Annotated in this window: 27 protein-coding genes; 11 read left to right on the top strand and 16 right to left on the bottom strand. The window is 71.9% G+C overall.

What is annotated here, in order from left to right:
• Nucleotides 1–55: 55 nt before the first annotated feature.
• From ACQUQD_RS36890 to ACQUQD_RS36880, 3 genes are all read right to left on the bottom strand, one after another.
• On the bottom strand, nt 56–1,819 hold the full coding sequence (locus tag ACQUQD_RS36890) for a sulfatase (RefSeq protein ID WP_428956560.1): 1,764 nt from the start codon (nt 1,817–1,819) through the stop codon (nt 56–58).
• Nucleotides 1,816–2,391: a helix-turn-helix transcriptional regulator gene (locus ACQUQD_RS36885; RefSeq protein ID WP_428956559.1), complete on the bottom strand. Its 576-nt coding sequence runs from the start codon at nt 2,389–2,391 to the stop codon at nt 1,816–1,818. The genes ACQUQD_RS36890 and ACQUQD_RS36885 overlap by 4 nt, the downstream gene beginning before the upstream one ends.
• Before the next feature lie 181 nt (nt 2,392–2,572).
• The gene (locus ACQUQD_RS36880; RefSeq protein ID WP_428956558.1) at nt 2,573–3,895 is read right to left on the bottom strand and encodes a hypothetical protein; all 1,323 of its coding nucleotides are present in this window, start codon (nt 3,893–3,895) and stop codon (nt 2,573–2,575) included.
• Nucleotides 3,896–4,507: 612 nt separating this feature from the next.
• Between ACQUQD_RS36880 and ACQUQD_RS36875 the strand changes: the two genes are divergently transcribed.
• Nucleotides 4,508–5,008, top strand: a complete 501-nt coding sequence (locus tag ACQUQD_RS36875) for a hypothetical protein (protein WP_428956557.1) — start codon at nt 4,508–4,510, stop codon at nt 5,006–5,008.
• Between the two features lie 73 nt (nt 5,009–5,081).
• Nucleotides 5,082–5,771: a hypothetical protein gene (locus tag ACQUQD_RS36870; RefSeq protein WP_428956556.1), complete on the top strand. Its 690-nt coding sequence runs from the start codon at nt 5,082–5,084 to the stop codon at nt 5,769–5,771.
• A 64-nt stretch (nt 5,772–5,835) separates the two neighbouring features.
• Here ACQUQD_RS36870 and ACQUQD_RS36865 read toward each other — a convergent pair whose 3' ends face one another.
• The 3 genes from ACQUQD_RS36865 to ACQUQD_RS36855 form a co-directional block, all read right to left on the bottom strand.
• The gene (locus ACQUQD_RS36865) at nt 5,836–7,026 is read right to left on the bottom strand and encodes a cytochrome P450 family protein (RefSeq protein WP_428956555.1); all 1,191 of its coding nucleotides are present in this window, start codon (nt 7,024–7,026) and stop codon (nt 5,836–5,838) included.
• A gap of 440 nt (nt 7,027–7,466) precedes the next feature.
• On the bottom strand, nt 7,467–8,318 hold the full coding sequence (locus ACQUQD_RS36860) for a class II fructose-bisphosphate aldolase (RefSeq protein WP_428956554.1): 852 nt from the start codon (nt 8,316–8,318) through the stop codon (nt 7,467–7,469).
• A gap of 31 nt (nt 8,319–8,349) precedes the next feature.
• A complete protein-coding gene (locus tag ACQUQD_RS36855; RefSeq protein ID WP_428956553.1) occupies nt 8,350–9,234 on the bottom strand; it encodes an SIS domain-containing protein in 885 nt (294 codons plus the stop codon).
• A gap of 155 nt (nt 9,235–9,389) precedes the next feature.
• On the opposite strand from ACQUQD_RS36855, the gene ACQUQD_RS36850 reads away from it, so the two are divergent.
• From ACQUQD_RS36850 to ACQUQD_RS36840, 3 genes are all read left to right on the top strand, one after another.
• Nucleotides 9,390–10,169, top strand: coding sequence for a DeoR/GlpR family DNA-binding transcription regulator (locus tag ACQUQD_RS36850; RefSeq protein WP_428956552.1), 780 nt, complete (start codon nt 9,390–9,392; stop codon nt 10,167–10,169).
• A gap of 127 nt (nt 10,170–10,296) precedes the next feature.
• On the top strand, nt 10,297–11,496 hold the full coding sequence (locus ACQUQD_RS36845; protein WP_428956551.1) for an MFS transporter: 1,200 nt from the start codon (nt 10,297–10,299) through the stop codon (nt 11,494–11,496).
• A 50-nt stretch (nt 11,497–11,546) separates the two neighbouring features.
• Nucleotides 11,547–12,278, top strand: a complete 732-nt coding sequence (locus ACQUQD_RS36840) for a maleylpyruvate isomerase family mycothiol-dependent enzyme (protein WP_428956550.1) — start codon at nt 11,547–11,549, stop codon at nt 12,276–12,278.
• Nucleotides 12,279–12,304: 26 nt separating this feature from the next.
• On the opposite strand, the gene ACQUQD_RS36835 is transcribed toward ACQUQD_RS36840, so the two are convergent.
• Nucleotides 12,305–12,715: a MarR family winged helix-turn-helix transcriptional regulator gene (locus tag ACQUQD_RS36835; protein WP_428956549.1), complete on the bottom strand. Its 411-nt coding sequence runs from the start codon at nt 12,713–12,715 to the stop codon at nt 12,305–12,307.
• An 87-nt stretch (nt 12,716–12,802) separates the two neighbouring features.
• On the opposite strand from ACQUQD_RS36835, the gene ACQUQD_RS36830 reads away from it, so the two are divergent.
• Both ACQUQD_RS36830 and ACQUQD_RS36825 read left to right on the top strand, forming a co-directional pair.
• Nucleotides 12,803–14,299 carry an MFS transporter gene (locus ACQUQD_RS36830; RefSeq protein WP_428956548.1) on the top strand — a complete coding sequence of 499 codons (1,497 nt, stop codon included), beginning with the start codon at nt 12,803–12,805 and terminating at the stop codon, nt 14,297–14,299.
• Nucleotides 14,300–14,448: 149 nt separating this feature from the next.
• Nucleotides 14,449–15,024 carry a hypothetical protein gene (locus tag ACQUQD_RS36825; protein ID WP_428956547.1) on the top strand — a complete coding sequence of 192 codons (576 nt, stop codon included), beginning with the start codon at nt 14,449–14,451 and terminating at the stop codon, nt 15,022–15,024.
• On the opposite strand, the gene ACQUQD_RS36820 is transcribed toward ACQUQD_RS36825, so the two are convergent.
• The 3 genes from ACQUQD_RS36820 to ACQUQD_RS36810 form a co-directional block, all read right to left on the bottom strand.
• Nucleotides 14,985–15,647: a response regulator gene (locus ACQUQD_RS36820; protein ID WP_428956546.1), complete on the bottom strand. Its 663-nt coding sequence runs from the start codon at nt 15,645–15,647 to the stop codon at nt 14,985–14,987. The two genes, ACQUQD_RS36825 and ACQUQD_RS36820, sit on opposite strands and share 40 nt — an antisense overlap.
• Nucleotides 15,644–16,948 (bottom strand): sensor histidine kinase, encoded by a 1,305-nt coding sequence (locus tag ACQUQD_RS36815; RefSeq protein WP_428956545.1) that lies wholly within the window; start codon nt 16,946–16,948, stop codon nt 15,644–15,646. The genes ACQUQD_RS36820 and ACQUQD_RS36815 overlap by 4 nt, the downstream gene beginning before the upstream one ends.
• Nucleotides 16,949–17,063: 115 nt before the next feature.
• Nucleotides 17,064–17,789, bottom strand: coding sequence for a TetR/AcrR family transcriptional regulator (locus ACQUQD_RS36810; protein ID WP_428956544.1), 726 nt, complete (start codon nt 17,787–17,789; stop codon nt 17,064–17,066).
• A gap of 150 nt (nt 17,790–17,939) precedes the next feature.
• Between ACQUQD_RS36810 and ACQUQD_RS36805 the strand changes: the two genes are divergently transcribed.
• Complete coding sequence (locus ACQUQD_RS36805) at nt 17,940–18,395, top strand: nitroreductase family deazaflavin-dependent oxidoreductase (protein ID WP_428956543.1); 456 nt, start codon at nt 17,940–17,942, stop codon at nt 18,393–18,395.
• A 6-nt stretch (nt 18,396–18,401) separates the two neighbouring features.
• On the opposite strand, the gene ACQUQD_RS36800 is transcribed toward ACQUQD_RS36805, so the two are convergent.
• Entirely contained in the window at nt 18,402–19,625 is a 1,224-nt protein-coding gene (locus ACQUQD_RS36800) for a geranylgeranyl reductase family protein (protein WP_428956542.1), read from the bottom strand.
• 133 nt (nt 19,626–19,758) lie between these two features.
• Between ACQUQD_RS36800 and ACQUQD_RS36795 the strand changes: the two genes are divergently transcribed.
• Both ACQUQD_RS36795 and ACQUQD_RS36790 read left to right on the top strand, forming a co-directional pair.
• Nucleotides 19,759–21,120, top strand: coding sequence for a dipeptidase (locus ACQUQD_RS36795; protein ID WP_428956541.1), 1,362 nt, complete (start codon nt 19,759–19,761; stop codon nt 21,118–21,120).
• Between the two features lie 69 nt (nt 21,121–21,189).
• A complete protein-coding gene (locus ACQUQD_RS36790; RefSeq protein ID WP_428956540.1) occupies nt 21,190–21,945 on the top strand; it encodes an MBL fold metallo-hydrolase in 756 nt (251 codons plus the stop codon).
• Between the two features lie 6 nt (nt 21,946–21,951).
• On the opposite strand, the gene ACQUQD_RS36785 is transcribed toward ACQUQD_RS36790, so the two are convergent.
• The gene (locus ACQUQD_RS36785) at nt 21,952–22,947 is read right to left on the bottom strand and encodes an NUDIX hydrolase (protein WP_428956539.1); all 996 of its coding nucleotides are present in this window, start codon (nt 22,945–22,947) and stop codon (nt 21,952–21,954) included.
• 153 nt (nt 22,948–23,100) lie between these two features.
• Nucleotides 23,101–23,736: an HAD-IA family hydrolase gene (locus ACQUQD_RS36780; protein ID WP_428956538.1), complete on the bottom strand. Its 636-nt coding sequence runs from the start codon at nt 23,734–23,736 to the stop codon at nt 23,101–23,103.
• A gap of 128 nt (nt 23,737–23,864) precedes the next feature.
• Here ACQUQD_RS36780 and ACQUQD_RS36775 point away from each other — a divergent pair, with 128 nt between their 5' ends.
• On the top strand, nt 23,865–24,041 hold the full coding sequence (locus tag ACQUQD_RS36775; protein WP_428956537.1) for a hypothetical protein: 177 nt from the start codon (nt 23,865–23,867) through the stop codon (nt 24,039–24,041).
• A gap of 31 nt (nt 24,042–24,072) precedes the next feature.
• Here the strand turns inward: ACQUQD_RS36775 and ACQUQD_RS36770 are convergent, their stop codons facing one another.
• The 3 genes from ACQUQD_RS36770 to ACQUQD_RS36760 all read right to left on the bottom strand — a co-directional run bounded on the left by ACQUQD_RS36770 (nt 24,073) and on the right by ACQUQD_RS36760 (nt 26,563).
• Entirely contained in the window at nt 24,073–24,738 is a 666-nt protein-coding gene (locus ACQUQD_RS36770; RefSeq protein ID WP_428956536.1) for an Lsr2 family DNA-binding protein, read from the bottom strand.
• 129 nt (nt 24,739–24,867) lie between these two features.
• Nucleotides 24,868–25,299 carry an NUDIX hydrolase gene (locus tag ACQUQD_RS36765; protein ID WP_428956535.1) on the bottom strand — a complete coding sequence of 144 codons (432 nt, stop codon included), beginning with the start codon at nt 25,297–25,299 and terminating at the stop codon, nt 24,868–24,870.
• A 364-nt stretch (nt 25,300–25,663) separates the two neighbouring features.
• Nucleotides 25,664–26,563, bottom strand: a complete 900-nt coding sequence (locus tag ACQUQD_RS36760; protein WP_428956534.1) for an aminoglycoside phosphotransferase family protein — start codon at nt 26,561–26,563, stop codon at nt 25,664–25,666.
• Nucleotides 26,564–26,682 lie beyond the last annotated feature (119 nt).

Below are 26,682 nucleotides of genomic sequence, written 5' to 3'. Positions count from 1 at the left end.
CTTGCGCCGGTGACGGGGTGGCCGCCCCGTCACCGGCTTTTTCCTCAGGGGCCGCTCAGAGCTCGGCGAGCTCCTCGGCGACCCGGCGGAGGTCGGGCGGCGGGACGAGCCCGCCGGACATGGCCGCGACGTCGAGCAGGGGCGTCGGGCCGAGGATCTGGAGCAGTTCGGAGTCGACGACGCCGGGCAGGTGGCGGCGGAGGATCTCGACGGCGACGGGGTCGGAGACGAGCACCGCCATCGGGGTGCGCAGCGAGTAGCGGCCCTCGGGGTAGTCCTCGGCGCGGGGCAGCGGCTGCGCGGTGCGCGCGGCCTGTTCACGCTGGGCGCCGACGAGCAGATGCTCCTCGGTGACGGGGCCCTCGGCGGGCAGCCCGAGCCGCTCGTACTGGCTCGGCGGCGCCTCGTTCGCCCGCATCAGCTCGACCAGCAGGCCCGCCATGCGCAGCTCGACGGCGTCGTCGGTGAGCGGGCTGCGCTGCTCGGGGTCGGCGCTCAGGTCGAAGAGCAGGGTGCCGTGCGCGTACGGGTTGAAGAAGGAGCGGCCCGGCATGCGCAGGGTGCGGACGCCCTTGGTGAAGCCGAACGGTTCCGCGAGTTCGAGGTCCGCGAGTTCGGCGGGGGTGAACCGGCCGCGCATGTGGGTGGGCATCAACGTGTGTTCTTCGAGCGGGGAGTTGGCGGCGTCGGCGGGGGCGCGCATGTACACGTACCGCCCGTCGGTGACGTTGACGTGCCCGCCGTGGATGCCGAACAGGGCCGCCTCGCGCGCGGGCGTGTCGTCGGCGACCGGCAGGGGCGCGCCCTGCGTGTCCGGCGGGGTGTCGACCGCGAAGTAGTCGAGCAGCGTCGGCGCGATGTCGATGGTCTGCACGAGGGACGAGCGGCGTTCCCCGGCGGTGCCGTGCCGGGGGTCCCAGACGAACAGCGGGAGATGGACCAGTTCGTTGAACCAGGGCTGGACGCTCTTGCCCCACCAGCCCTTCTCGCCGAGCAGGAGCCCGTGGTCGGTGTTGACGATGAGCAGGGTGTCGTCCCACAGGCCGAGTTCGTCCATCGTGTCGAGGACCCGGCCGAGCGAGTGGTCGCACATGGACAGCAGCGCCCCGTACTCGTAGCGGGCGTGCGCGACTTGACCGTCCGTCTCGACGACCCGCTTGTAGTCGGGCCAGTCGAAGTGCGGCCCGTCGTAGGCGTGCGGGTAGAGGTCCTTGTACCTCTGGTGGCTGAAGAACGGCTCGTGCGGGTCGAACGTCTCGATCTGGACGAACCACTGGTCGGCGTCGGCGTTCGTGCGCACGAACTCCAGGCCCGCGTCGAAGGTGAGGGTCTGCGGGTGCCGGTCCTCGGTCGCCATGTACGGCCGGTTCACCCAGTCCTGCCGGTAGGCCCCGAAGCGCACCTTCTTGAGGTCCTCGGGTATCTCGGGGTCGGCGACCTGTCCCTTCCACGGGTCGCCCTCCTGCCCGCGGAAGAACTCCCAGGTGTTGTAGCGGCCGTGGTAGGTGGCGCCGCCGTCCTCCCAGTAGTGCGGGTGGTCGCTGACGAGGTGGGTGTGGACGCCGTGCTGCTTGAGGAGTTCGGGCATGGAGTCGTCGAACGGTTCGAGCGGCCCCCAGCTGCGGTGCAGGAAGTTGTGGCGCCCGGTGTGCAGTTCGCGCCGCGCGGGCATGCAGGGCATCGATCCGGCGTACGCGTTGTCGTAGGTGACGGTGCGCTCGGCGAGGCGGGCGAAGTTCGGGGCGTGGGTCCAGTCGCCTCCGTACGGCGGCAGCATGCGCCGGTTGAGGCTGTCGAACATGACCATGATGGCCTTCATGCGGAGGTCCCTTTCCGGCGGTCTTCGAGGAGGCGCAGCATCCGCTCCAGCCACTCCACCCAGCGGTCCACGGACGCGGTGCCGTAGGTGTGCATCTCGTCGCTGACGCGCTGGGCGAACTCCTGGTCCAGTTCGGGCAGCGCGTCCTCGAAGCGCATCGTGCGGTCGCGGTGGCGGTTCTGGGCGATCTGGGCCCGGCGGTAGGCGAGTTCGGTCTCCACGAGACGGATCGCGGCCGCGGTGTCGAGGGACGCGGCGAACTGGAACCGGGCCATGAAGTCGACGTCCTGGAAGCGGCTGGGCGGGTCGTACGGGGAGTGCACCCACTCCAGGAGCACGTCGCGGCCCTGCGGGGTGAGCCGGTAGACCTTCGCGTCGGGCCGTCCCTCGCGCGGGTCCACCTCGTACGTCACCCATCCGTCGGCGACCATCCGCGCGAGCAGCCGGTAGATCTGGCTGTGGTGGGCCCGCGAACGGACGAACTGGCCCTCCGTCTCGACCCATTTGCGCAGGTCGTAGCCGCTGCGCGGGCGGTACGACAGCAGCGCGAGCAGCACGTGCTCAAACCTCATGACGCCACAACTCTCTATGTGCACCTTCACCTATGTGCAGAGATTCATATAGGGAGGAGGCGCGGGGCGTCAACGGTTCCGGCAGTGGTGTGACACGGCGTTGTCGCGGCGTACACGAACGCACGATGTGCAGGTCCGCCCTGGCAGCAGCGGGGTCACGCGTGAGTGGCGCGAGGAGAGTTCAGGCCCACTGCTGGGCCTCGGGCTGCGGAAGCAGGGCCATCAGTTCGGAGTCGTGGACGGACAAGGCCACGGAATCCGGTGGGAGCGATGCGTCCCCCTGGACCGTGCGAGCTTCGTGCATCGCCTCGGCCAGCCGGTTCATGGCGTAGATACGGCTTCCGCCCAGCGATGCCTGCGGACCGAGGGCGCGGACGAGGCGGGTCAGTTCGGCCGCGACCATGCTGCTGGGGTCCTGGCCGGCGGGGATCGGCTGCACGATCAGGATGCGCTGCCCGCCCTGGGGGTCCCGCACGATGAGGGCATGCTTGCCGACGGCCGTGTCGCAGCGTCGGGCCGCGACGTCTTGACGCCCGGGCCGGGTCTTGATGACGTACGCGCGCGCCTTGTCGGCATGCAGGAGGCCGGGCGCCAGGTTGGCCATGACCCGCCTCGCCTTGGCGACCTCCCCTTCCAGGAGGAGTTCGAGGGCGGCGGTCCGCGCGGCGCAAGCGGCGTCGGACGCAGCGCGGTACTCGCGGGTGGCTTGGTCGACCAGACCGAGGAGCTTCGCAGCGTGGTGCAGCAGGCGCACGTCCACCCCGTCGAAGGCCGTCTCGCGCAGGACGGCGAGCTCGGTGTCGGTGGGGGTGCTCGGCCCGAAGGGAACCCTGTGCAGGTGCGGGCCGTCCGTCGACTGCGCGGTCGTACCGTCGACGCGCCCACGCAGGCCGGCTCGGGCGAATTCCTCCGCTGCGGTGTCCGGTGCGGCGGCAAGGACCCGATCGGGCTCCCTCACGAGCACCTGGGCGTTCAGGGTACGAGCCAGCCAGTCCGTGATGCGCTGGGTCGCGCGGGGGTCGGCGAGACGGGAAGGCAACTCCTGTACGAGAGAGCCGAGTTGTGCGGCCCTGCGTTCCGCCGTCAGTAACCGTGTGCGCTGAATGTCCTCGTGGACGCCCTGCCAGGTCTCGGCCGGGGCGGAGGTGACCAGCAGGGCGATGCCGTATCTGACGGCGTCGTTGACGGTGTCCCGAGGGAAGGGCTGGCGGGCCCCCGGCGCGAACACCGTCAGGGCAACGCTCCCCTTTGCGCTCATGTGCTTCAGCAGCCGGCCGAGCAAGGAGATGATGCGTCCGCGCAGTTGGAACGACGCGGTGCTGGTGATGAGGATCAGGGAGCCGTCCGGCAGTTGTGCGGGAACGCCGTTTTCCAGCAGTTCTTCGGGCGTGAGCGTCACGACACCGGTGATCTCCGCGGAGGGCGCCACGGTGGCACCCTTCGACGCGAAGGTGATTCTGAGTTCTGGTTTGTCGGTGGGCAGCGAGCCCAGTGTCGTCGGCATGGGGGGCACTCCTGGAGTGAGCCGGGCGAACGCATGAGCGTGGTGGCGCCTTGAGGCGCGGCCGCCGCGTCAGAACCTCATGCGTGGGCTTCCGCATCGCTGCCTCACCGCACGGGGGTTCCGCCGGCCGAGGCCGCTCGGGCGGGAGCGGTCAGAAACAGTGAGGGGCCGCTCGGGCCGGCCCGGGTTGAGGTTGAGGTTGAGGTTGAGCTTCCCTGCCACCGCCATCACGTCTCCTCCTCCCCCGTCTCTTCGCCACGGTTACGCGCAGGGCGCGGACGGGTCGAAAATCCTGGTCGTGCAGTTCCTCCGCCTTGCCCTCAAAACGTAAGGTTGCCGCGCACGGCCGCCGCGTGATCTTCACCTGGCGGCCCCGCAAGCAGGCCTTACAGCCTGTGCACGGCCATGAGCACAAGGTCTCGATCGCAGTCGTGATCCTGCCTTGCGCACACGGGGGTGTCAACTAAAGTACACAGGGCGCGAGTCGGGCGGAGCGAAAGACGGGGTTGTGAGCAGACATCGGGTGGACGAGCTCCGGGATCTTCCCGGCCGCCGTGGCCTGCGGTGAGTCGCGGAGGCCGTCCGTCACTGGCGGAGAAGCTCAAGAGCCTCATGGCTTCCGGGCGGGACGCAAAGGGCCGGCCCTACTCGGTCCGCACGCTGTCGGCGGCAGTCGAGGACCTTCCCGGCGACCACGTCTCCGTCTCGCACGCGTCGATCAACAAGCTGTCCAACGGGTCGCAGGACAATCCCACGATCGCCACCGTCCTCGCTCTGGCCGAGGCTCTGGGGGACGTTCCGCCCGCGCATCTGCTCCCGCACGGGCCCTACAGCGACGTGACCGCACTGCGGGCTTTCGAGGATCCGCGTGCGCGCCACGTCCTCGCTCTCCTCAGCGGTCTGCCCGAGGAATCGATGGACGAGGTCGTCGCCCAACTGGAGCGCAAGCGCGCCGAGTTGGGACTCGATCCGGTGCAGCCGTTCCGGGAGCCCGTCGAGGAACTCCCGCCCCGTCAGCACAAACCGAAGGATCCGCCCAAGCGTGGGCGCGGCCGTCGGCGCAGCGAGGAAGAAATCGCACAGTACGGTGCGGACAGTCTGGAAGGGTTCTGACGTGGACGGCATAGTCTTCGGAACGTGCGCCGTGGTCGGCTTGCTGGTCACGGCACTCTGCGCACGGAGAGCCGTGGGCACTCCACGAGTCTCCACCTGGTCCATAGCCTTCGCGTTCGGGGTCTGCACCCTCGGGGTGCTGTTCGCCGTGCCGACCGTCGCGCAGTGGGCCGAGCGCACCTCGGGGATCGAGAACATCGCGAAGTTGGTCGCGCACATCTGCGCCATCCTGTGGTGCGCGTTCCTGCAGGTGACCATGGTCGACCTGGCGTACCGCCCGGAGTACCTGAAGTGGGCGATCCTTCAGCGAGGGTTCGCCGCCCTCGCCTGGCTGGGGATCATGGTGCCCCTCTTCATGGCGACCAATGACCCCGGTGTCGCCTTCACCACTGCTCACGCGGACAACCCCCAGGTCACCGCGTACTTGCTGATCTACCTCGCCTATGTCCTGATCACATGCGGCGAGTTGGCGTTCATGTGCGGCCGCACCTCGTACCGCAACTGGGGCATCCGTCCTTGGTCCGGCGCGGGATTCGGGCTCTCCGCCGCGGCGGCCGTGCTCGGCGTCGCCTACGCCGTTTCCAAGGGCAGCTACCTCCTGTGCTACGCCTTGGACGTTCCGTGGTCGCTGCGGGTGGAGGAGGCGTTGAGCCCGGCGCTGGCCGGACTGGCGATCCTGTGTCTGTTCTCCGGGCTGACCCTCCCCATGATCGGTGTGCTGCGTGAGCGTCTTCGAGACAAGAAGGTGCTCGCCGCCGGCTGACGTCGCCCTCACATGACTGTGGCCCCGTTCGGTTGCCGAGCGGGGCCACAGTCATGCGGTGCGGTCAGACGCTCGGTCCCGACCGGAAGCTCACGCGCAGGCTCGTCAGTCCGCGGGCCCGCTGGGACCGGCGCCAGGCGGCGGGCCGGTCGCCGTCGAGGGCCAGGTGGGGGTAGCGGTCGAGCAGTGCCGTCAGGGCGATCTCCGTCTCGGCCCGTGCCAGTGGTGCGCCCAGGCAGTAGTGGATGCCGTGCCCCAGGGCGAGGTGTCCGGTGGCGTCGCGTTCGATGTCCGGTCGGTCCGGGGCCGCGAACCGGTCGGGATCACGATTCGCGGCGGACAGCGAGAGCAGCACCGTCTCCCCCGCGGGCACCGTGACGCCGCCCAGCGTGATGTCCTCGGTGGGGAACCGCCGGATGGCGAGCAGGGCGGGTCCCTCGACGCGGGCCAACTCCTCTACTGCCGCGGGCGTCTTGGACGGATCCGCGCGGAGGGCGGCGAGCTGCTCGGGATGCTGCAGCAGTGTCCAGATCGCGTTGCCGATGAGCTGGATGGTGTTCTCGAATCCGGCGTTGAGGATGAGGAACACCAGGCTCATGAGCTCGTCCTCGCTCAGCCGGCCGTCCTGCGCGTCGTGCGCGGCGATCATGTCGGACAGGAGGTCGTCGGCCGGCGCGTGCCGCTTGTGCGCGATGAGCTCGGCGAAGAAGCGCATCATGGCGCCCATGGCTTCCTTGCCGGCCTGCGGCCGGCCGGGATCCGGGGCGATCAGCGTCTGCACCCAGCCACGGAAGTCTCCGCGCCGCTCGCCGGGCACTCCCAGCAACTCGCAGATCACCGCGATGGGCAGCGGCGCCGCGTACGCGGTGATCAGGTCGGCGGTTCCCTCCGTGCCGAGCGCGTCCAGCAGCTTGTCGGCGATCGCGCGGATCGGGGCGCGCAGCTGCTCCACGCGGCTCGTGGTGAAGGCGCGGCCGACCAGGCGCCGGATGCGGGTGTGGTCCGGCGGATCCATGTTCAGGAGGTTCGCGTCGAGCGCCGACGGCAACTGCAGGCCTTGGTAGTTGCCGGGGAGTGCGTTGGTCTTGTCCAGGGAAAGGCGAGGGTCGGCGAGTCCGGCCCGCACGTCCGCGTAGCGGGTCACGAGCCAGGCCGGTTGCCCGTCCGTTCCCTTGATCCGGTGCACTGGCGACGTGGTCCGCAGCCGGTCGTAGACGCCGTACGGGTCAGAGATCAGATCGTCAGCGAGGTCCATGCCGGTAGCCTAGGCGTCGGTGTTACCAGCGGGTTCGGCGCCCCGCACCGGTGAACAGCCCGGCCTCTGCCCGCTCCGTCGAGTCCACCGTCTCAATTTCCTTCTCTTTCCGATGGGTTCACGGCCGTCCGCGGCAGGACCGAAGGCGCAGCGGGCACCATCAGGTCAGGCCGGGGCGTCGGTGTCCTGCGTGGGGGCCGCGGACACGTCGGGGCCCTGCTCCACCGCCCGCGGGCCCCTCCACCTGACCTGCCGGCCATGGCCGTCGAGGTCGAAGACTGCGTGCGTACATGAAGCCGCAGGCCTCGGCGCCGTCCACCTCAAAAGCCGCCCGGCGCGAGCGCAGCGGCGCTGCGTTCGAGGTCCATTAGGCATACGCACACACGTGTGTGCCCGGCAGTCCCACTGCCGGGCACACAGGGAGAGGGTGCGATCGGGGTTCAGCCCCGCAGCACCCCGATCAGCTCGCTGACGGTACGGATCATGGCCTCGCGGCCGACCGTCAGGTACTTGCGGGAGTCGACCGCGTCGGGGTGCGCAGCGAGGAACTCCCGGATGGCGGCGGTCATCGCGATGTTCAGCGCCGTGCCGACGTTCACCTTGGCGATGCCGCCCCGGACGGCGGCCGTCAGCTCGGCGTCGGGCACGCCGGAGGAGCCGTGCAGGACGAGCGGTACGTCGAGGCCCTCGGCGAGCTGCTTGAGGAGGTCGTGGTCGAGGGCGGCGGTGCGGGTGGTCATGGCGTGCGAGGAGCCGACCGCGACGGCGAGGGCGTCGACGCCCGCGTCCGTCACGAAGGCGCGGGCCTCCCCCGGGTCGGTCCGAGCGCCGGGGGCATGCGCGTCCAGCGGCGCGGCCCCGTCCTTGCCGCCGACCTCGCCGAGCTCGGCCTCCACCCACAGGCCGTGGGCGTGGCCCCAGTCGGCCGCGGCGCGGGTGGCGGCGAGGTTCTCGTCGTAGGACAGGCGCGCGGCGTCGTACATCACCGAGCTGAATCCGGCGTCGACGGCCTGTCGCAGCAGATCGTCGCTCTGTACGTGGTCGAGGTGGAGGGCGACGTCCACGCCGGCCTGTTCGGCGACGGCGGCCGCGGCGCGGGCCAGCGGCAGGAGCCGGCCGTAGCGGTAGCGGACCGCGTTCTCGGAGATCTGGAGGATGACGGGCGCGTCCGCGGTCTCGGCGCCGGCGACGACGGCCTCGACGTGTTCGAGGGTGATGACGTTGAACGCGGCGACGGCGCCGCGCCGGGCCGCGGCCGCGCCGACGAGCGTCCCTGTGGCTGCGAGGGGCACTGCCCCTCCTTTCCGGTGGGCGTGGGAGGGGTCAGTTGGCGTCGAGGATCACCGAGCGGGTGAGGTGGCGCGGCTGGTCCGGGTCGAGGTCCTGGCGTGCGGCGACCGCGACGGCCAGGCGCTGGGCGCGGACGAGCTCGGCCAACGGGTCGAGCCGGCCCTCGACCCAGAGCGCGCCGGTCGCGGCGACCTGTTCGGCCAGGCCCTCGGGCGCCTCGCCGAGCATCCAGGTGGCGGTGCCGGCGGTGGTGACGCTGATCGGGCCGTGGCGGTACTCCATCGCCGGGTACGCCTCGGTCCACGACAGGGAGGCCTCGCGCATCTTGAGCGCGGCCTCGTTGGCCAGGCCGACCGTCCAGCCGCGGCCCAGGAAGGTGAACTGGCCGCATTCCACGAGCCCTTCGGGCAGCGGCTCGGCGAGCGCGGTGCGGGCGTCGGCGACGGCCTGCTCGGTGTGCAGGCCGAGGTGGGCGCGGAGCAGGGTGAGCGCGGTGGTGGCGAAGCGGGTCTGCACGACGGACTTCTCGTCGGCGAAGTCGAGGACGACCAGGTCGTCGGCGGCCGCCTTGATGGGCGTCTCCGGGTCGCCGGTGATCGCGGTGGTGCGGACCGTGCCCTTGAGCGCGGCGAGCAGGTCGAGGACCTCGGTGGTGGTGCCGGACCGGGTCAGCGCCACGACCCGGTCGTACGCGCGTCCGGCCGGGAACTCCGAGGCCGCGAACGCGTCGGTCTCGCCCTGTCCGGTCTGCTCGCGCAGCGCGGCCGCGGCCTGCGCCATGAACCACGAGGTGCCGCAGCCGACGATCGCGACGCGCTCCCCCGCGGCGGGCAGCGCCGCCTTGTGCTGCGGTGCCAGGCCGGCGGCCCGCGTCCAGCACTCCGGCTGGCTGTTCAGCTCGTTCTCGACATGACTCATGCCGTGCCCCACTCCCCGATGTCGCGTGCGCGCCGCGCCGGAACGCGCGATGCTTGTTCCTGCAAGATATAGCGAGCTTTCAAGCAGTATCAAGCATTCCTGCGCAAACGGCTAAGGTCTGTCCGACCGAGCCGATCGACGATTGGAGGCCGCGGATGTCCCGCGACGCCCGCTGGAAGTCCCTCCTGGAGCTGCTCGTCGAGCGCGGCCGCCTCGACGTGGAGGAGGCGGCGGGCGAACTGGGCGTCTCCGCGGCGACGATCCGGCGCGACTTCGACCAGCTCGCGGAGCAGCAGATGCTGGTGCGCACGCGCGGCGGCGCCGTCGTGCACGGCGTCAGCTACGAACTCCCGCTGCGCTACAAGACGGCGCTCGGCGCGGCCGAGAAGGGCCGCATCGCCAAGGCCGTCGCCGAACTCCTCGGCCCGGGCGAGGCGGTGGGCCTGACCGGCGGCACGACGACGACGGAGGTGGCCAGGGCGCTCGCCGTCAGACCGGACCTCGCCTCCGGCACTCCCGCGCTCACCATCGTCACGAACGCCCTGAACATCGCCAACGAGTTGGCCGTACGGCCCCAGTTCAAGATCGTGCTGACCGGTGGCGTCGCGCGCCCGCAGTCGTACGAGCTGATCGGCCCGCTCGCCGACGGGGTGCTCGGCCAGATCACGCTGGACACGGCGGTGCTCGGCGTCGTCGGCCTCGACGTCACCCACGGCGCCTCCGCACACGACGAGGCGGAGGCCGCGATCAACCGGCTGCTGTGCGAGCGGGCGGAGCGGGTGGTCGTCGCGGCGGACTCCAGCAAGCTGGGGCACCGGGCGTTCGCGCGGATCTGCGACGTGGCGCAGGTGGACATCCTGGTCACGGACACCGCGGCGGACAAGGCGCAGCTCGGCCGGTTCGAGGAGGCGGGGGTCCGGGTCGTCGCGGTCTGATCCGACACGGCTCCGGCACGGCGCGCGAAAGGCGCGCGGGGCACCCGCCCCGCGCGCCTTTCGCATGCTCGGGCCCCACCACGGATCCCTCTTGTCCCGAGCGGAAGCAGACCCCTACTCTGACTTTGTGCCGCTACTGAACAAACTCGGGACCGTCAGCGCCGACGGCCCGCGCACCCCGTCCCTGGGCCGACTGCGCATCGCCCTGACCGTCTTCTTCGCCCTCGACGGCTTCATCTTCGCGGGCTGGGTGGTGCGCATCCCTGCGATCAAGGAGCAGACGGGGGCGTCGGCGAGCACGCTCGGACTCGCCCTGCTCGGGGTGTCGGCGGGCGCCGTCGTCACGATGATGCTGACGGGCGGGCTGTGCCGCCGGTTCGGCAGCCATGCGGTGACGGTGGCCTGCGGCGCACTGCTCCCGCTCACGGTCGCCCTGCCCCCGCTGACGCACTCGCCGCTCACGCTCGGCCTCGTCCTGCTGGTCTTCGGAGCGGCGTACGGCGGGATCAACGTGGCGATGAACAGCGCGGCCGTCGATCTGGTCGCCGCGCTCGGCCGCCCGGTCATGCCGAGCTTCCACGCCGCGTTCAGCCTCGGCGGCATGGTGGGGTCGGGCCTCGGCGGACTGGTGGCGGGGCATCTCTCGCCCACCCGGCATCTGCTGGCGATCACCGTGACAGGGCTCGTCGTCACGGCGGCGGCCGCACCGGCCCTGCTGCGCCACCCCGCGCCGCGCCCGCCGGAACAACTGCGCCAGGACGCGCCGCGCCGCGTCGACCGCAGGACCCGCGGCCTGGTCCTCGTCTTCGGGCTCATCGCCCTGTGCACGGCGTACGGCGAGGGGGCCCTGGCCGACTGGAGCGCGCTGCACCTGACACAGGATCTGCACGCCCACCCGGGTGTCGCGGCCGCCAGCTACTCCTGCTTCGCGTTCGCCATGACGATCGGCCGGCTCTCCGGCACGGCGCTGCTCGAACGGCTCGGCAGGACACGGACGCTGGTGTACGGCGGGGCGATCGGCGCGGCCGGGATGCTGCTCGGCTCGCTCGCGCCCTCGGTGTGGCTGACGCTCGTCGGCTTCGCGGTCACCGGGCTGGGCCTCGCGAACATCTTCCCCGTCGCGGTCGAGCGGGCCGGGGCGCTCGCCGGCCCCACCGGCGTCGCGGCCGCCTCCACCCTCGGCTACGGCGGCATGCTGCTCGGGCCGCCCGCGATCGGCTTCATGGCGGACTGGTTCTCTCTGCCCACGGCCCTGACGAGCGTGGCGCTGCTCGCGGCGGTGGCGGCGTCGATCGGCTTCGCGACCCGTCGCGCGGCGACCACCTGAATCACGCGAACCCCTGCCGCGGGCCGCGCTCCACCCGGCACACTCGCCTCATGGAGATTGCCGAACACCTTCACGTCCTGGACACGGAGGGCCGACGGCTCGCGATGGCCGCCGAGCAGGCGGGCGTCGACGCCAAGGTGCCCACCTGCCCCGGCTGGCAGATCCGCGATCTGGTGCGGCACACGGGGATGGTGCACCGCTGGGCGGCGGCGTTCGTCGCCGAGGGCCACACGGCGTACCACCCCGACGGGGGCCTGCCCGACCTCGACGGCGATCCGCTGCTCGACTGGTTCCGGCAGGGGCACGCCCATCTCGTCGACACGCTGATGCAGGCGCCGCCCGACGTGACGTGCTGGGCGTTCCTGCCGGCGCCGTCCCCGCTCGCGTTCTGGGCGCGGCGCCAGGCCCATGAGACGACGGTGCACCGGGTGGACGCGCAGTCGGCGCTGACCACGGCGCCGGACCCGATCTCCGAGGACGTAGCGGTCGACGGGATCGAGGAACTGCTGCGCGGATTCCACGCCCGCGGCAGGAGTCGGGTGCGGTCCGACGAACCCAGGGTGCTGCGGGTGCACGCGACGGACGCCGACGCGACGTGGACGGTCCGCATCTCCGCCGATCCACCGGTGGCCGAGCGGGGCGCGACGGGCGACGCCGACTGCGAACTGGCGGGCCCCGCGGCGCGCCTCTACCTTTCGCTGTGGAACCGGCTGCCCTTCCCGTCCCTGACGGGCGACGCCTCGGTGGCCGCGCTGTGGCGGGAGCACTCGGCGATCACCTAGAGAGCTGACCGGCCCGCCGCGGGCCGTCAGGCGTCGGGCTCCAGCATCCGGCTCAGGACGGCCCGCTGCAGCGGCCGCACCTCGCCGTGCAGGTCGCGGCCCTTCGGGGTGAGGCAGACCCGCACCCCGCGCCGGTCCTCGCTGCACATGCCGCGCTCCACCAGACCGTCCTTCTCCAGACGCCCGATGAGGCGGGACAGGGCGCTCTGGCTCAGATGGACCTGCGTGGCGATCTCCTGCACCCGGAAGCCGGACGTGCCGTCCTCCGCGGTGCCCTCGGCGAGCACGTCGAGGACTTCGAAGTCGCTGGCGCCCAGGCCGTGCTGATGCAGCTCACGGTCGAGCTCGCACATCGTGCGCGCGTGTACCGCGAGGATGTCCCGCCACTGCTCCACGAGGCCCGATGCGGCCCTCGCTTCCGACTTCTGTCCCGCCATGACCGCACCGTAGCAGAAAAGACGCCGTTTGTTGCATTGGAATTAAATGCACTTGCAGTCAATGCATGTGCATGTACTCTGCTCGGCATGACTTCTCCGCTCACCACCGCTCCGTCCTCCCCGGAGGCGTCCCCGGAGCGCTGGTCCCCCCGCCTCTGGGGGACCCTGCTCGTGCTCTGCGCCGCGATGTTCCTCGACGCGCTCGACGTGTCGATGGTCGGCGTCGCGCTGCCCTCGATCGGCTCGGAACTGGACCTGTCGACCGCGACGCTGCAATGGGTCGTCAGCGGCTACATCCTGGGCTACGGCGGCCTGTTGCTCCTCGGCGGCCGCGCGGCCGACCTGCTCGGGCGGCGCCGCGTCTTCCTGATCGCGCTCGCCGTCTTCGCGCTCGCCTCGCTGCTCGGCGGGCTCGTCGACTCCGGCCCGCTGCTCATCGCGAGCCGCTTCATCAAGGGCCTGAGCGCCGCGTTCACCGCACCCGCCGGCCTGTCCATCATCACGACCACGTTCGCCGAGGGACCGGTCCGCAACCGCGCCCTGTCCATCTACACCACCTGCGCCGCCACCGGCTTCTCCATGGGCCTCGTCCTGTCCGGCCTGCTGACGGAGGCGAGCTGGCGCCTGACGATGCTGCTGCCCGCGCCGATCGCCGTCATCGCGCTCCTGCTCGGCCTCAAGCTCATCCCGCACAGCGCCAAGGAGGAGAACCACCGCGGCTACGACATCCCCGGCGCCGTCACCGGGACCGCCTCGATGCTGCTGCTCGTCTTCACCGTCGTCCAGGCGCCGGAGGCCGGCTGGGGTTCGGCCCGCACCCTGCTGTCCTTCCTCGCGGTGGCCGTACTGCTCACCGTCTTCGTCCGCATCGAGCGGCGCTCGCCGGGACCGCTGATCCGGCTCGGCGTGCTCCGCTCCGGCTCACAGATCCGCGCCCAGATCGGCGCCATGACCTTCTTCGGCTCGTACGTCAGCTTCCAGTTCCTCGCGACGCTGTATCTGCAGTCGCTGCTCGGCTGGTCGGCGCTGAGCATGGCCCTCGCGTTCCTCCCGGCCGGCGCCCTGGTGGCCCTGTCGTCGACGAAGGTCGGCGCGATCGTGGACCGCTTCGGCACGCCCCGGGTGATCGCGGTGGGCTTCGCGCTCATGGTGCTCGGCTACGCCCTGTTCCTGCGCATCAGCCTCGACCCGGTCTACGCGGCCGTCATCCTGCCGACGATGCTGCTGATCGGCGCCGCCTGCGCCCTGGTCTTCCCGTCGCTCAACATCCAGGCCACGAACGGCGTCCACGACGACGAGCAGGGCATGGTCTCCGGTCTGCTCAACACGTCCGTCCAGGTCGGCGGCGCGATCTTCCTCGCCGTGGTGACGGCCGTGATCACGGCGAACGCTCCCGAGGGCGCCTCGCCGCAGGCGGTCCTGAACAGCTTCCGTCCCGGCCTCGTGGTCGTCACGGCCGTCGCCCTGGTGGGCCTGCTGGTCACCCTGACCGGCCTGCGCACCCGGCGCACCCAGGACACGGTCGTGATCGTCAAGTCCGTGCAGCAGGAGGCCGACGAGGAGCGCCTGGCGCTGCGCGACTGACTCCACTGCCGAGTTCGGGGGACGGGGCCCACGGGTGACATCTCACCTGCGGGCCCCGCGTGCGGTGCGGGAGGGCGCCACCGGTGGGCCGGACTTCACGGGGTAACCGGGAGGGAAACGTGTCCGGTGGAACCGAGGAGGTACATCCCGTGCACACCTTCAAACGGTGGCTCGACCACAGCCTGGCCGCCCAGGGCGCGCTGATCTTCCTGGTGGGTCTGGGTATCTCCGCCCTGCTCAGGCCGTCGGAGCATCCCGCGTTATGGGTGCTCAAGAGCGTGCTCTACACCGGGATCGCTCTCACCTTCGTGGCCGTGCAGCGGCGCAGGGCCGGCCGGGCGGCCGGCACCGACCAGCGGGGTCTGGTCGAACTCGCCCGGAAGATCCGGCACCGCGAGGCGCCGCGCGACCCCGCCGAGCGAACCGCGATGCGACGCCTGGTCGGCGACCAGCTGGAGCGCGTCGAGCGCGGCCGCCGCTGGCTGCCGTACTGGCTGGGCGCCATGGCACTGATCGCCGCGGGCGTGCTCGTCCTCGGCATCGTCTCCGGGGCGTGGATCCTTCCGGCCGTCTGCGCGGTCGGCATCGCCGTCTTCTGCTCCTGGGTCGTCTGGATGCGCCGCCGTTCCCTGGCCCGGCTGCACGCCATGGAGACGGCCCTGCGGGACGAGGGCGGGTACGTGCCTCAGCCCAGCCAGCCTGGCCGCACCAGCCCCGACTCATAGGCGAGGACGACCAGTTGGGCCCGGTCCCGGGCGCCCAGCTTGACCATCGTGCGGCTCACGTGGGTCTTCGCGGTGAGGGGGCTGACCACCAGGCGGCGGGCGATCTCCTCGTTGGACAGGCCGATGCCGACGAGCGCCATCACCTCGCGCTCGCGCTCGGTCAGCCCGGCCAGCGGAGCGGCGGCGGGCTCCTTGGACCGGGCCGCGAACTCCGCGATCAGACGCCGGGTGACACCCGGCGAGAGCAGCGCGTCGCCGTGCACGACGGCCCGTACGGCCCGCAGCAGTTCCTCCGGTTCGGTGTCCTTGACGAGGAACCCGGAGGCTCCGGACCGGATGGCCTCGAAGACGTACTCGTCGAGCTCGAAGGTGGTGAGCATGACCACCTTCACCGCCGCCAGGTCCGCGTCCTCGCCGATCCGCCGGGTCGCGGCGAGCCCGTCGAGGAGCGGCATCCGGATGTCCATGAGGACGACGTCGGGGTGCAGTTCGCGCACCATCCGCACAGCTTCCTCGCCGTCGGCGGCCTCCCCCGCGACCTCGATGTCGCTCTGCGCGTCGAGGAGGGCCTTGAATCCGGCGCGGACGAGCGACTGGTCGTCGGCGAGCAGAACACGGATCACCGGGGTGCCTCCGATGAGGACGAGGGCGGGGACGGCTCCGCGGGCGGGGCCGACGGGACGGATGTGAGCGGCAGTTCGGCGACGACGCGGAAGCCGCCGTCGGGGCGCGGGCCCGCCTGGATCGTGCCACCGAGGGCGGCGGCACGCTCGCGCATTCCGGCGAGTCCGTTGCCGCTGCCGCCCGCCTCGGCGTGACTCGTGGGCCCGTCGTCGTCGACGGTGAGCGTCAACAGGCCCTTTCCGTGATGCAGTCGGACCCGTGCCCGGCGCGACTCGGAGTGCCGTACGACATTGGTGAGCGCCTCCTGCACGATCCGGAACGCGGCGAGGTCGGCGCCCGGGGGCAGCGCCGCCCGCTCCCCGTCCGTGCGCACGTCGACGGTGAGTCCGGCGGCTTCGGCCTGCTCGACGAGTTCCGGGAGCCGGTCGAGTCCCGGCGCCGGCGCCCGCGGCGCGTGACCGGGCGCCCGGAGTGTGTCGAGCACCTGCCGGACCTCCCCCAGCGCCTCCTTGCTCGCGGCCTTGATGGTCGTCAGCGCGGTGCGTGCCTGTTCCGGATCAGAGTCGAGGAGGGCGAGCCCGACGCCCGCCTGCACGTTGATCACGGAGATCGAGTGCGCGAGGACGTCGTGCAGTTCCCGGGCGATGCGCAGCCGCTCCTCGTCGGCCCGCCGCCGCGCGGCCCGCTCCCGCTCCGCCCGCATCTGCTCCCACTGCTCGCGCCGCACCCGGGCCAGCTCGGCGACGGCGACGACAGCCAGCACCCATGCCGCGACGAAGCCCTCCTGCCCCCAGGATCCGGGTCCGTCCCCGGCGGGCGGCAGATACGCGTACAGCCAGTGGCCGATCGCGAGGTGCGCGGCCCAGAACAGCCCCACGGCCAGCCAGGCCGCGCGCCGGTGCCCGGCGACGATCGCCGAGAAGCATCCCAGCGCCACCACGAGGAACACCGGCCCGTACGCGTAGCCGCCTCCCAGGTAGACCGCCGCGCACAGCGCCGTACCGAACGCGACCAGGACCGGGTACCGGTGCCGCCACAGCAGCAGCAGTCCGCCGGCGAGCAGCAGCAGCCGCGCGAGGACGTCCAGGGGGACGCGCTCCGCCTGACCGTGCGCGGCGAAGTTCGAGCCGATGAGGACGAACGCGGCCACCAGCACCGTGGAACGCCAGGGCAGTCGGCCGCCGCCGGTCCGGTTCCACCACGCGGGCCCCCGGTCGCCCCACGGTGGCCCCTGCCGCAGCCACGGCGGTCCGCCCCATGACCGGGGCGGACCGCCGTCGCGCGCTCGCTGCTCGTCCATGCCGCAACGCTAAGGCTCCCGGGCCGCGCGGGGCGTCCGCCGGGCGAGGTGATCACGGGTACTCCCCGGGGAGTACGCCGGAACGGCCCCGGACCCTGGCTACCTCAGACCCGGGCTACCTCAGCAGACCGACCCCGTGGGCGAGTCCCGTGACGGCTTGGGTGAAGAACGCGGCGCGGTCCTCGACGACCCGGTTGAACTGGCCGAACAGCTCGAAGCCGATGAGCCCGAACAGTTGCGCCCACGCGGCGACGAGCGCGGCCGCCACCGCGGGCGGGAGGTCCGGCGCGACATCGGCGGCGATCCGCTCGGCCTCGGCACGCAGCTGGGCCGACAGCGGAGGCAGCGCGAGTCCCTTGCCCTCGTGGGCGTCGCGGACGATCGCGATGAGCAGCAGACCGACCCGGGAGGCCGCCGGGACCGTGGTCATCGGGGCGGTGTATCCGGGCACGGGCGAGCCGTAGATCAGCGCGTACTCGTGCGGATGTTCCAGGGCCCACGCCCGCACGGCCTGGCACACGGTGACCCAGCGACGGGTGGCCGTCGGGTCCTCGCCGACCTCGCGGAACGCCTCGTCCGCGGCCTCGGCCGCCGCGCCCAGCGAGTCGTACGCGTCGATGATCAAGGCCGTCAGCAGCTCGTCACGGCTGGGGAAGTAGCGGTACAGGGCCGAGGAGACCATGCCGAGTTCGCGGGCGACGGCGCGCAGCGAGAGCTTGGCGGCGCCGTCGTCGGCGAGCTGTCGGCGCGCCTCGTCCTTGATCGCGACGGTGACCTCCTGCCGCGCGCGGGCGCGGGCTCCCTGCGTGACGCGTGGCGGCGTGCTGCGGCTCTCACTCATGCGGGCCAGTGTCGCACGATGCGGGAGCACTGCCCACACTGCGGAACGTCGCACTAAAAAGAGAGCACTGCTCTTGCCGTGGATCACTGATCCGAGGCAGACTGCTCTCAAGCGAGAGCACCGCTCTCACACATCTCCCTGGGGGAGCCCATGTCCACGTCAGCGCACGTCCAGAAGCCCGGCTGGTTCACCGTCAACGTCCTGAACCGCTCGGTGGCCTGGCTGACCCGCCGGGGACTCAGCGTCTGGGGCTCCCGGGTGCTGGCCGTCCGCGGCCGCAAGAGCGGCGCGTGGCGCACCACCCCGGTCAATCTCCTGACCGTCGACGGTGAGTCCTACCTCGTCGCCCCGCGCGGTCACGTGCAGTGGACGCACAACATGCGGGCCGCGGGCGGCGGGGAACTGCGCCTGGGCAAGCGGGCCGACGCGTTCACCGCCACCGAGATCGCCGACGACGACAAGCCCGCACTGCTGCGCGCCTACCTCAAGCGCTGGAAGGCGGAGGTCGGCGTGTTCTTCAACGGGGTGGGTCCGGACTCGTCCGATGAGGAGTTGCGCCGCATCGCCCCGGACCACCCCGTATTCCGCGTCACGCTCACGGGCTGAGCCGCGTCAGGCGTCGAACCGCGACAGCGCCCGCCCCGCCATCGGATGCGTCCGCACGAGCTCGCCCAGCGTCGAGGAGCCGCGGGTGATCCTCGCGAACGCGTTCCACGCGGGGCGGAAGCCGGTCAGGGCCGCGTGCAGCAGACCGGGCTTGCGCTCGAAGACCTTCAGCATGCGCTTGCCGACGGCCATTTCGACGCCGAGGCCGGCCTTGATGGCGAACGCGTAGTTCAGCGCCTGGCGGCGGGCGTCCACGGCGTCGTGCGCCTCGGAGATGCGCACCGCCCACTCCCCCGCGAGCCGCCCCGAGCGCAGCGCGAACGAGATGCCCTCGCGGGTCCAGGGTTCGAGCAGCCCGGCCGCGTCACCGCACACCAGGACCCGTCCGCGGGAGAGCGGCGAGTCGTCGGCGCGGCAGCGCGTCAGGTGCCCGGAGGAGACCGACGGTTCGAACCCGGCGAGCCCGAGCCGCCCGATGAAGTCCTCCAAGTACCGCTTGGTGGCGGCGCCTTCGCCGCGCGCCGAGATCACGCCGACCGTCAGGGTGTCGTCCTTCGGGAAGACCCAGCCGTAACTGCCGGGCATCGGCCCCCAGTCGATGAGGACACGGCCGCGCCAGTCGTCGGCGACCTCCTGCGGAACCGGGATCTCGGCCTCCAGGCCCAGGTCGACCTGGTCGAGCTTGACCCCGACGTGCGCTCCTATGCGGCTGGCGCTGCCGTCCGCGCCGACCACGGCCCGCGCGAACACGGTCTCGCCGTCCTGGAGCACCACCGCGACGGTGCGCCGGTCGGGCACCGTGGATCCGTGCTGCTCGACCCGCGTCACGGTGACGCCCGTGCGCAGTTCGGCGCCGGCCTTCTGCGCGTGCTCGACGAGCTGCGCGTCGAACTCGGGCCGGTTGATGAGCCCGAACAGCATGGTCCTGGAGCGGCGGGTACGCCCGTACTTGCCGTTCAGGGAGAACGTCACCGCGTTGATCCGGTCCTTGAGCGGCAGCTCGAAGCCCGGCGGGAGCGAGTCCCTGGACGGGCCGATGATGCCGCCGCCGCACGTCTTGTAGCGGGGCAGTTCTGCCTTCTCCAGGAGCAGGACCCGTCGTCCGGCGACCGCGGCCGCGTACGCGGCGGACGCCCCCGCGGGGCCGGCGCCCACCACGACGACGTCCCACACCTCCATGGCCCGCTCGTCGTCCATGTCGTTGCCGCCCGTCGAGTTCTCGCTGCTCACGATGGTCTACTGCTCCCGATCCAGCTGCCTGCCGCACGTTTCCCAGGCATCCTACGGCGGGCGCTCGCGTGACCTGCTGTGGGAGGATCATCGGCGCACCCCGCACAACGTCGCACCCACAAGGAGCGTGCCCATGTCGCCGCATCCGATCGCCGCATCCGTCGCCTCGCTCATGCCGCGCGCGAAGGCCGAGCTGACCGAACTGGTGGCTTTCAAGTCGGTGGCCGACTTCGAGCAGTACCCGCGGAGCGAGAGCGAGGGCGCCGCGAACTGGGTCGCGGACGCGCTGCGCGCCGAGGGCTTCGAGGACGTCGCGCTGCTCGACACCCCGGACGGCACCCAGTCGGTGTACGGCTTCCTGCCCGGCCCCGCGGGCGCGCCGACGGTGCTGCTGTACGCGCACTACGACGTGCAGCCGCCGCTGGACGAGGAGGCGTGGGTGACGCCCCCGTTCGAGCTGACCGAGCGGGCGGACGGCCGCTGGTACGGGCGCGGCGCTGCCGACTGCAAGGGCGGCGTCCTGCTGCACCTCCTGGCGATCCGCGCGCTGAAGGCGAACGGCGGGGTCCCGGTCGGCGTCAAGGTGATCGCCGAGGGCTCCGAGGAGCAGGGCACCGGCGGCCTGGAGCGCTACGCCGAGCAGCACCCCGAGCTGCTGACGGCGGACACGATCGTGATCGGCGACGCGGGCAACTTCCGTGTCGGTCTGCCCACCGCGACGGCGACGCTGCGCGGCATGACCCTGGTCCGCGCCCAGGTCGACACCCTCGAGGGCAATCTGCACTCCGGCCAGTTCGGCGGCGCGGCACCCGACGCGCTGGGCGCGCTGGTGCGCGTACTGGACTCGCTGCGCGCCGAGGACGGCTCCACCACCGTGGACGGTCTGGGGTCGGCGGAGTCCTGGGACGGGCTGCAGTACGAGGAGGAGGCGTTCCGCAAGGACGCGAAGGTGCTGGACGGGGTCGAGCTGATCGGTTCGGGCACGGTCGCGGACCGCATCTGGGCGCGGCCCGCCGTGACGGTGCTCGGCATCGACTGCCCGCCGGTACTCGGCGCGACGCCGTCCGTGCAGGCGGGCGCCCGCGCGCTGATCAGCCTGCGCGTGCCGCCGGGCACCGACGAGGCCGAGGCGACGAAGCTCCTGATGGCGCACATCGAGGCGCACACCCCGTGGGGCGCGCGGGTGAAGGTGGAGCAGGTCGGCAAGGGCCAGCCGTTCCGGGCGAACACCTCCAGCCCCGCGTACACCGCGCTGGCGGAGGCCATGGCGGAGGCGTACGACGGCCAGGAGATGCAGTACGCGGGCCAGGGCGGCTCGATCCCGCTGTGCAACACGCTGGCCTCGCTGTACCCGCAGGCGGAGATCCTGCTGATCGGCCTGAGCGAGCCGGAGGCACAGATCCACGCGGTGAACGAGAGCGTGTCGCCCGAGGAGCTGGAGCGCCTGTCGGTGGCGGAGGCCCGGTTCCTGCAGAAGTACGCGGCCGCCAACTGACCCTGGCGGCTTCTCTGCCGGGAGCCAAGTCGTACGCGGTCGGGTGCGCGTCCTCCTTACGGTCGCCGCATGACGACCACCACACTGACGGACATCATCGATCTGACGCCCCGGCTCCGCCTCCTGCGCTTCACCGTGGGACAGGCCTATCTCTGGCGCGACGGCGCCGAGTTGACCCTGGTCGACGCGGGCCCGGCCGGAGCCGGGCAGCCGATCGCCGACGCCGTACGCGACTGGGGGCACGCCCCCGAGGACGTACGGCGGATCGTGCTCACCCACTTCCACGAGGATCATGCGGGCGGGGCCGGGGAGTTCGCGCGGCTGGGCGGGGCCGAGGTGTACGCGCACCGGCTCGACGCGCCGTTCGTGCGCGGGGAGGCGACGGAGCCGGAGCCGGTCCTGGAGGACTGGGAGCGCCCGTTCTTCGCGCAGGCGCAGGCCCAGCTGCCGCCCCGGCCGGCACATCCCGTACTCCCGTCGTCCGTGAAGGAGTTGGCGGACGGCGACGTCCTGGATTTCGGGGGCGGGGCGCGGGTGGTGGCCGCTCCGGGACATACCGACGGCTCGATCGGGCTCGAACTCCCGCAGCACGGCGTACTGTTCACCGGTGACGCGGTCGCCGCGTCACCGGTGGACGGACAGGTGATGCTCGGCGTCTTCAATCTGCACCGCGAGCAGGCCGTGGCCTCGTTCCGTCGGCTCGCGGCGCTGGACAGCGAGGTGGCGTGCTTCGGGCACGGCGACCCGGTGACGGACGGTGCGGCCGCGGTGCTGCGGGCGGCCGCGGTGCTGCGGGCGGCAGCGGCGGCCTGCGAACCGGCCTGACCCTCCTCACCCCACGGGCACTCCGGCCTCCAGATAGTGCGCGGCGCCGCGTTCACGCGCCCGCAGGGCCCAGCGCAGCCGCTCGTAGCGGACCGGTGGCAGCAGCGCGGCCGCCTCGCTCTCGCTCACGAACCGCCAGCCCCGCAGCTCCGGTCCGGGCAGCAGGACGTGCCGGGCCTCGGCGCTCGTGAGCAGCCCGCCGTCGAAGAGCAGCCGCAGGCCGCCGTAGGCGGGCGGCACCGGGGACTCCCAGTCGACGACCAACAGGCTCGGGACATCGGCCAGTTGGATGCCTATCTCCTCGGCGACCTCCCGCATCCCGGCGCGGGCGGGCGCCTCACCCGCTTCGACGACGCCGCCGGGGAACTCCCAGCCCGGCTTGTACGTCGGGTCGACGAGCAGGACCCGCCCCTCCTCGTCGAAGAGCAGCACGCCCGCGGCGACCGTCTCGGCGGTCGGCTCGGGCGTCTGCACGATGCCGCACGGGGGCGCGTCCCCGGTGCGCACCGCGGCGGCGATCCGCACGGCGGTGTCGTGCGGGGTCAGCGCGCCGTTGTCCACGAGATAGGCGTCGGCGGTGAGCCAGCCCGCGAGGGCGGCCCGGTACGGCCCGATGTCGGCGGGCAGTTCGCCGCCGGGGTCACGCCCGCGCAGGATCGTTTCCCCTGGAGCAAGGAGCACATGGCACACAGGAATCCGCCGGGCAGCGAGACCGCCGAAGATCTCGTCCCGGTACTCCTGGCGCAGCAGCCCCATCGGCACCACCAGCACCCCGCCCAGTTCGGCGAGCAGGGCCGCCGCGGTGTCCACCACGAGTCTGCGCCAGATCGATAGATCCTGATGGTCGCTCACCTCGGCGAGCCGCTTGGGCGGCAACAGCCGCTCGAGCGCGCCGTCGATCACCTCGGGGTCGAAGAGCGTGCAGTTCGGGATCAGATCGATCAGCTCCCGTGCGGTGGTGGTCTTCCCCGCGCGGGACGCACCGTTGACCCAGACGATCACGGTTCCCCCTCTTCTGTTGGCCCCCTGAGGCTTGCCCGCAACACCCTGTCACGGAAACCAGGCGCTGATGAGGGGGCTGATCCGCGGGCCACCGGCCCCGCGGACCTGGGCAGCCGTGCCGCTGCCGGGCCCGCCCCGGGCGGCCCCGGGCCCTCAGCCGTCACCCAGGAGACCCAGCGCCCGCCGCAGATCGGCGCGCTCCCGGTGGTGCACCCCGGTCATGCCGAGCGCGCCGGCGGCCTCGACGTTCTCCAGCCGGTCGTCCACGAACAGGCACCGGTCGACGGCGACTTCGGCCCGCGCGGCCGCGATCGCGTAGATCTCCGGGTCCGGTTTGGCCACACCGACCCGGGCGCTGCTGACGACGTGGTCCGCGAGATCCGAGAGCCCCATCGCCTCGAGGTCACGCTCCAGGTCCGGCGTCGCGTTGGTCACCAGCACCAGGGGCACCTGGCGCCGCGCCCGGCGCAGCAGGGACACGACGACGTCATCGGCCCGGAAGGGCGCATCGGCGAGCGCCTGCCCCAGCGCGCGGGCGCGCCCGGGCGGGACCTGGTCGCATAGTGCCGAGGTGATGGCGTCCGTCCACTGCGCCGTGGTGATGCGGCCGAGGAGCAGCGGCAGGTCGATGTCGGGGGCGTAGGCGACCGCCGCGGTGGTGCCGACGGCGAGGCCCGCGGCGCGTTCCAGCTCCGCCAGAGGAGTCATGTCGTAGAAGCGGATGACGTTGTCGACGTCGCAGAGCACCGCGTCGAAGGGTCTGCTCTTGGTCTTCCCGGAAGCCGTCACGCCCTTTGAATAGCACAGCCGTCCCCTGCCGCCCGACGGCCGTCGGACACCTGCAACGGCAACCTGATGACTCCCCGTGGTTCATAAGTCGGAGGCACGTTGTCAGTGCCGCCCGCTAGTCTCTTCACATGATCCCCACCGAGAGCCGTGGTTCCGTGCGGTCTGCCGACGAGTTGAACGAGCAGATCCGTGGCCTCATGGCGCGCTCCGGCGGGCGGTTGAGCGAGTCACAGCGCCGGGAGTACGAGATTCTCGTCGTGGAGTGGGCGGCCGCGGTCCGCGGGGAGATCGTGAAGGCCGCCTAGGCGTGTTCTCGCACCGGGCCCACGTCTCGCCCTAAGCCGTGTCGGTCCTGGTCGGTGATGCTGCGTAGGCCTCGCGGACGGGTGCGGGAACACGCCCGCGGTCGTGGACGAGACAGCCGTGCGCACGCGCCCACAGACGGACGGGCTCACCCTCCGGACGGGGATCGAGCCGGCGGGCTCCGCCAGGTCCGCTCCGGTCGCCCGAGGACACTCCTTCCCACTGGTCCGCCACATCCTGGAAGAAGGCGGACAGCGAGGTGTACTCGTCCTTTTCGGGGGACGAACCCTCGGTCCAGGACCCCACGGTTCCGGTGCGTGCGTCGAGGAACGTGCCGTAGAAGCCGTCGGGCTCCGCGGCGATGGGCACCCACTCCGTGCGCCAGGAAGGGGATTCAGGGTCACCGGTCGGTGCCGCCTCCTCCATGGCCGTCTTGTGGCGGTAGACACGCTCGACGTCCGTGAGGCCGAGCAGGAGTCCGCCACCGGGTAGGACTCCCGGGCATCCCAACGCCACCGGACACGAGCGGACATCAGCCGGCCCGCCGGCATCGATGTCGGTCATCAGAAGCCACTGCCGCATCTCCCTCGGCAGCTTCAGACCCATGCGCCGTTCGGCTTCACTGATGGCCGTCTGGTTCCCCGGGTCGCCGAGGGCGGCGAACACATCAGGGGCGTGTCGCTCCAGCCACGCGGTCACCCGGCCCCATGCCTGCCTACGTCTCCCGCCTCGGACATCGGTATCCCACTCATGGGCAGACCGTACGCGGGACCACTGACAACGGATGGTCACCGGCCGCGCCCCCGACGACCGACACCGACGGGCCCGTCAGGCCCCTGCAGCCACCCGCCGCAGCCCGTCGGCCGCCGCCGGGGACAGCGTCGCCTCGTCCAGCCCGGCGAGCGGACGCCACTCCACCGCCTCCGTCGTCCCTTCCTGTTCCACGACTTCCGGCGCGTCCCCCTTGAGCTCGACCGCGTAGAACAGCGCGATCAGGTGCCAGTGGACCCCGCCGCGTCGGACCGTGTACGCGCGGCTGTCGACGAGGCGGGCGTCGACGAGTTCCAGGCCGGTCTCCTCACGGAGTTCCCTCGCCAGCGCCTCCACCGGCTGCTCGCCGTGGTCGATCCCGCCGCCCGGCAGATGCCACAGACCGGGTTCGAAGACCGGTGACGTGTCGGAGAGGCGGGCGAGCAGGACGTGCCCTTCCTCGATCGCCAGGGCGTAGGCCGAGACGCGGGTCCGCGACCGCACCTCCATGCTGCTTCCCCTCCCTCGGGCGGCCACCTGGGGCGGCCGTGGCGAGAAGCACTCTACGGGGCACCCGCCCGCCGTCTTGGGGACAGAACGGCGGGCGGGCTTCCGCTGTGGGCGGCCGGGGGGCTCGGCGCAGCCCGCGACTCCGGCGACCGAGAGCCGGAGACGGATGGCGGGAGTACCGGAAGGCCGGGGTGTCCAGCCGCTGCCCGACGGCGGACCACCGGCCCATGACCGGCCTCCCGGTGTTCCCGCCAGTCAGTCAAGCGCAGCCGCACGGACGGCAGAAGCGTGTGCGCGGGCGCCGTTGCGGCACTGCGTTCACACGGGGTGTGCGGCAAACACACGGTCCGCGCGGCACGGCGCGCTAACCGGCCAGCGCCGCCCGGATCTGGCGCGACGTCTGTTCCGCGATCCGCGGGCTGGTGGCGGCGTACGCCGTGTACGCGCTGAGCCCGCTCGTCAGGGCCCAGCCGCGCCCGCGCAGCCACATCGCGTCGTCCGCGCCGAGTGCGCGGCGGAAGACCGCGCGGGTGTCCGGCGCCATCAGCGTGAAGGCGATCATCAGGTCGACGGAGGGGTCTCCGAGGCCGAATCCCCCGAAGTCGATGACCGCGGAGAGGCGGCCGTCGACGGTCAGCAGATTTCCGGTGTGGAAGTCTCCGTGGAACCACACCGGTGGTACCTGATGGCCGGGCGAGGCCAGTGCGGCGTCCCACAGTGCCGTCATCGCGGGCCCGTCGAAGACGTCGCAGACCGCGGCGATGGCGGCCCGCGTGCTCCCGTCCTGCTGGGCCAGTGCGGCGCCGGAGGTGTCCGGGCCGCCCTCCGGCCCTCCGTTCGCCCCCGGGTCGAAGTCCTGCAACGCCAGGAGGAACGCGGCCAGTTCACGGGCCGTCTCCGTCGAGTCGCCGAGCCCCTCGACCGTGGCCACCTCGCCGTCCAGCCAGCGTGTCACCGCCCACGACCACGGGTAGCCGAGCGCGGGCCGGCCCACCGCGACCGGGACCGGCACCGCCAGCGGAAGCCGCGGGGCGAGCCGCGGCAGCCAGTACTGCTCCTTCTCGGCCTGCCCGATGGCCCCGGAGTGCCGGGGCAGCCGGACCGACAGTTCGTCGCCCAGGCGGTGGATGACATGGTCCGACCCGGCCGGATCGACCGGCTTCAGGGGCAGCTCGGCCCACTGCGGGAACTGGGTGTCGACCAGGCGTCTGACCAGTGCGGTATCGATGGCGGGTCGACGGTCGGGGGCGCGCACTGTGGCCAAGTCGGCTGCTCCTGGCGAAGATGTGGGGTGGGGGGTACCGGACCGGTCCATGACAGCGGTCCGAACCCCTGCAGTCGAACGATTTTCCCAAACATCAGGCTCTTCAAAAGTCAAGCACT

The organism is Streptomyces sp. cg35 (genome assembly GCF_050410835.1).
Taxonomy (GTDB): Bacteria; Actinomycetota; Actinomycetes; order Streptomycetales; family Streptomycetaceae; genus Streptomyces.
Note: the sequence above shows the minus strand (reverse complement) of the source record. Positions and strands in the feature narration are given on the sequence as shown.

Bases quoted from the DNA above. Each gene is read 5' to 3' on its own strand.
- ACQUQD_RS36890 (WP_428956560.1), bottom strand. From the start codon at position 1,819: ATGAAGGCCATCATGGTCATGTTCGACAGCCTCAACCGGCGCATGCTG.
- ACQUQD_RS36885 (WP_428956559.1), bottom strand. From the start codon at position 2,391: ATGAGGTTTGAGCACGTGCTGCTCGCGCTGCTGTCGTACCGCCCGCGC.
- ACQUQD_RS36880 (WP_428956558.1), bottom strand. From the start codon at position 3,895: ATGCCGACGACACTGGGCTCGCTGCCCACCGACAAACCAGAACTCAGA.
- ACQUQD_RS36875 (WP_428956557.1), top strand. From the start codon at position 4,508: ATGGCTTCCGGGCGGGACGCAAAGGGCCGGCCCTACTCGGTCCGCACG.
- ACQUQD_RS36865 (WP_428956555.1), bottom strand. From the start codon at position 7,026: ATGGACCTCGCTGACGATCTGATCTCTGACCCGTACGGCGTCTACGAC.
- ACQUQD_RS36855 (WP_428956553.1), bottom strand. From the start codon at position 9,234: ATGAGTCATGTCGAGAACGAGCTGAACAGCCAGCCGGAGTGCTGGACG.
- ACQUQD_RS36850 (WP_428956552.1), top strand. From the start codon at position 9,390: ATGTCCCGCGACGCCCGCTGGAAGTCCCTCCTGGAGCTGCTCGTCGAG.
- ACQUQD_RS36840 (WP_428956550.1), top strand. From the start codon at position 11,547: ATGGAGATTGCCGAACACCTTCACGTCCTGGACACGGAGGGCCGACGG.
- ACQUQD_RS36835 (WP_428956549.1), bottom strand. From the start codon at position 12,715: ATGGCGGGACAGAAGTCGGAAGCGAGGGCCGCATCGGGCCTCGTGGAG.
- ACQUQD_RS36830 (WP_428956548.1), top strand. From the start codon at position 12,803: ATGACTTCTCCGCTCACCACCGCTCCGTCCTCCCCGGAGGCGTCCCCG.
- ACQUQD_RS36815 (WP_428956545.1), bottom strand. From the start codon at position 16,948: ATGGACGAGCAGCGAGCGCGCGACGGCGGTCCGCCCCGGTCATGGGGC.
- ACQUQD_RS36810 (WP_428956544.1), bottom strand. From the start codon at position 17,789: ATGAGTGAGAGCCGCAGCACGCCGCCACGCGTCACGCAGGGAGCCCGC.
- ACQUQD_RS36805 (WP_428956543.1), top strand. From the start codon at position 17,940: ATGTCCACGTCAGCGCACGTCCAGAAGCCCGGCTGGTTCACCGTCAAC.
- ACQUQD_RS36795 (WP_428956541.1), top strand. From the start codon at position 19,759: ATGTCGCCGCATCCGATCGCCGCATCCGTCGCCTCGCTCATGCCGCGC.
- ACQUQD_RS36790 (WP_428956540.1), top strand. From the start codon at position 21,190: ATGACGACCACCACACTGACGGACATCATCGATCTGACGCCCCGGCTC.
- ACQUQD_RS36775 (WP_428956537.1), top strand. From the start codon at position 23,865: ATGATCCCCACCGAGAGCCGTGGTTCCGTGCGGTCTGCCGACGAGTTG.
- ACQUQD_RS36765 (WP_428956535.1), bottom strand. From the start codon at position 25,299: ATGGAGGTGCGGTCGCGGACCCGCGTCTCGGCCTACGCCCTGGCGATC.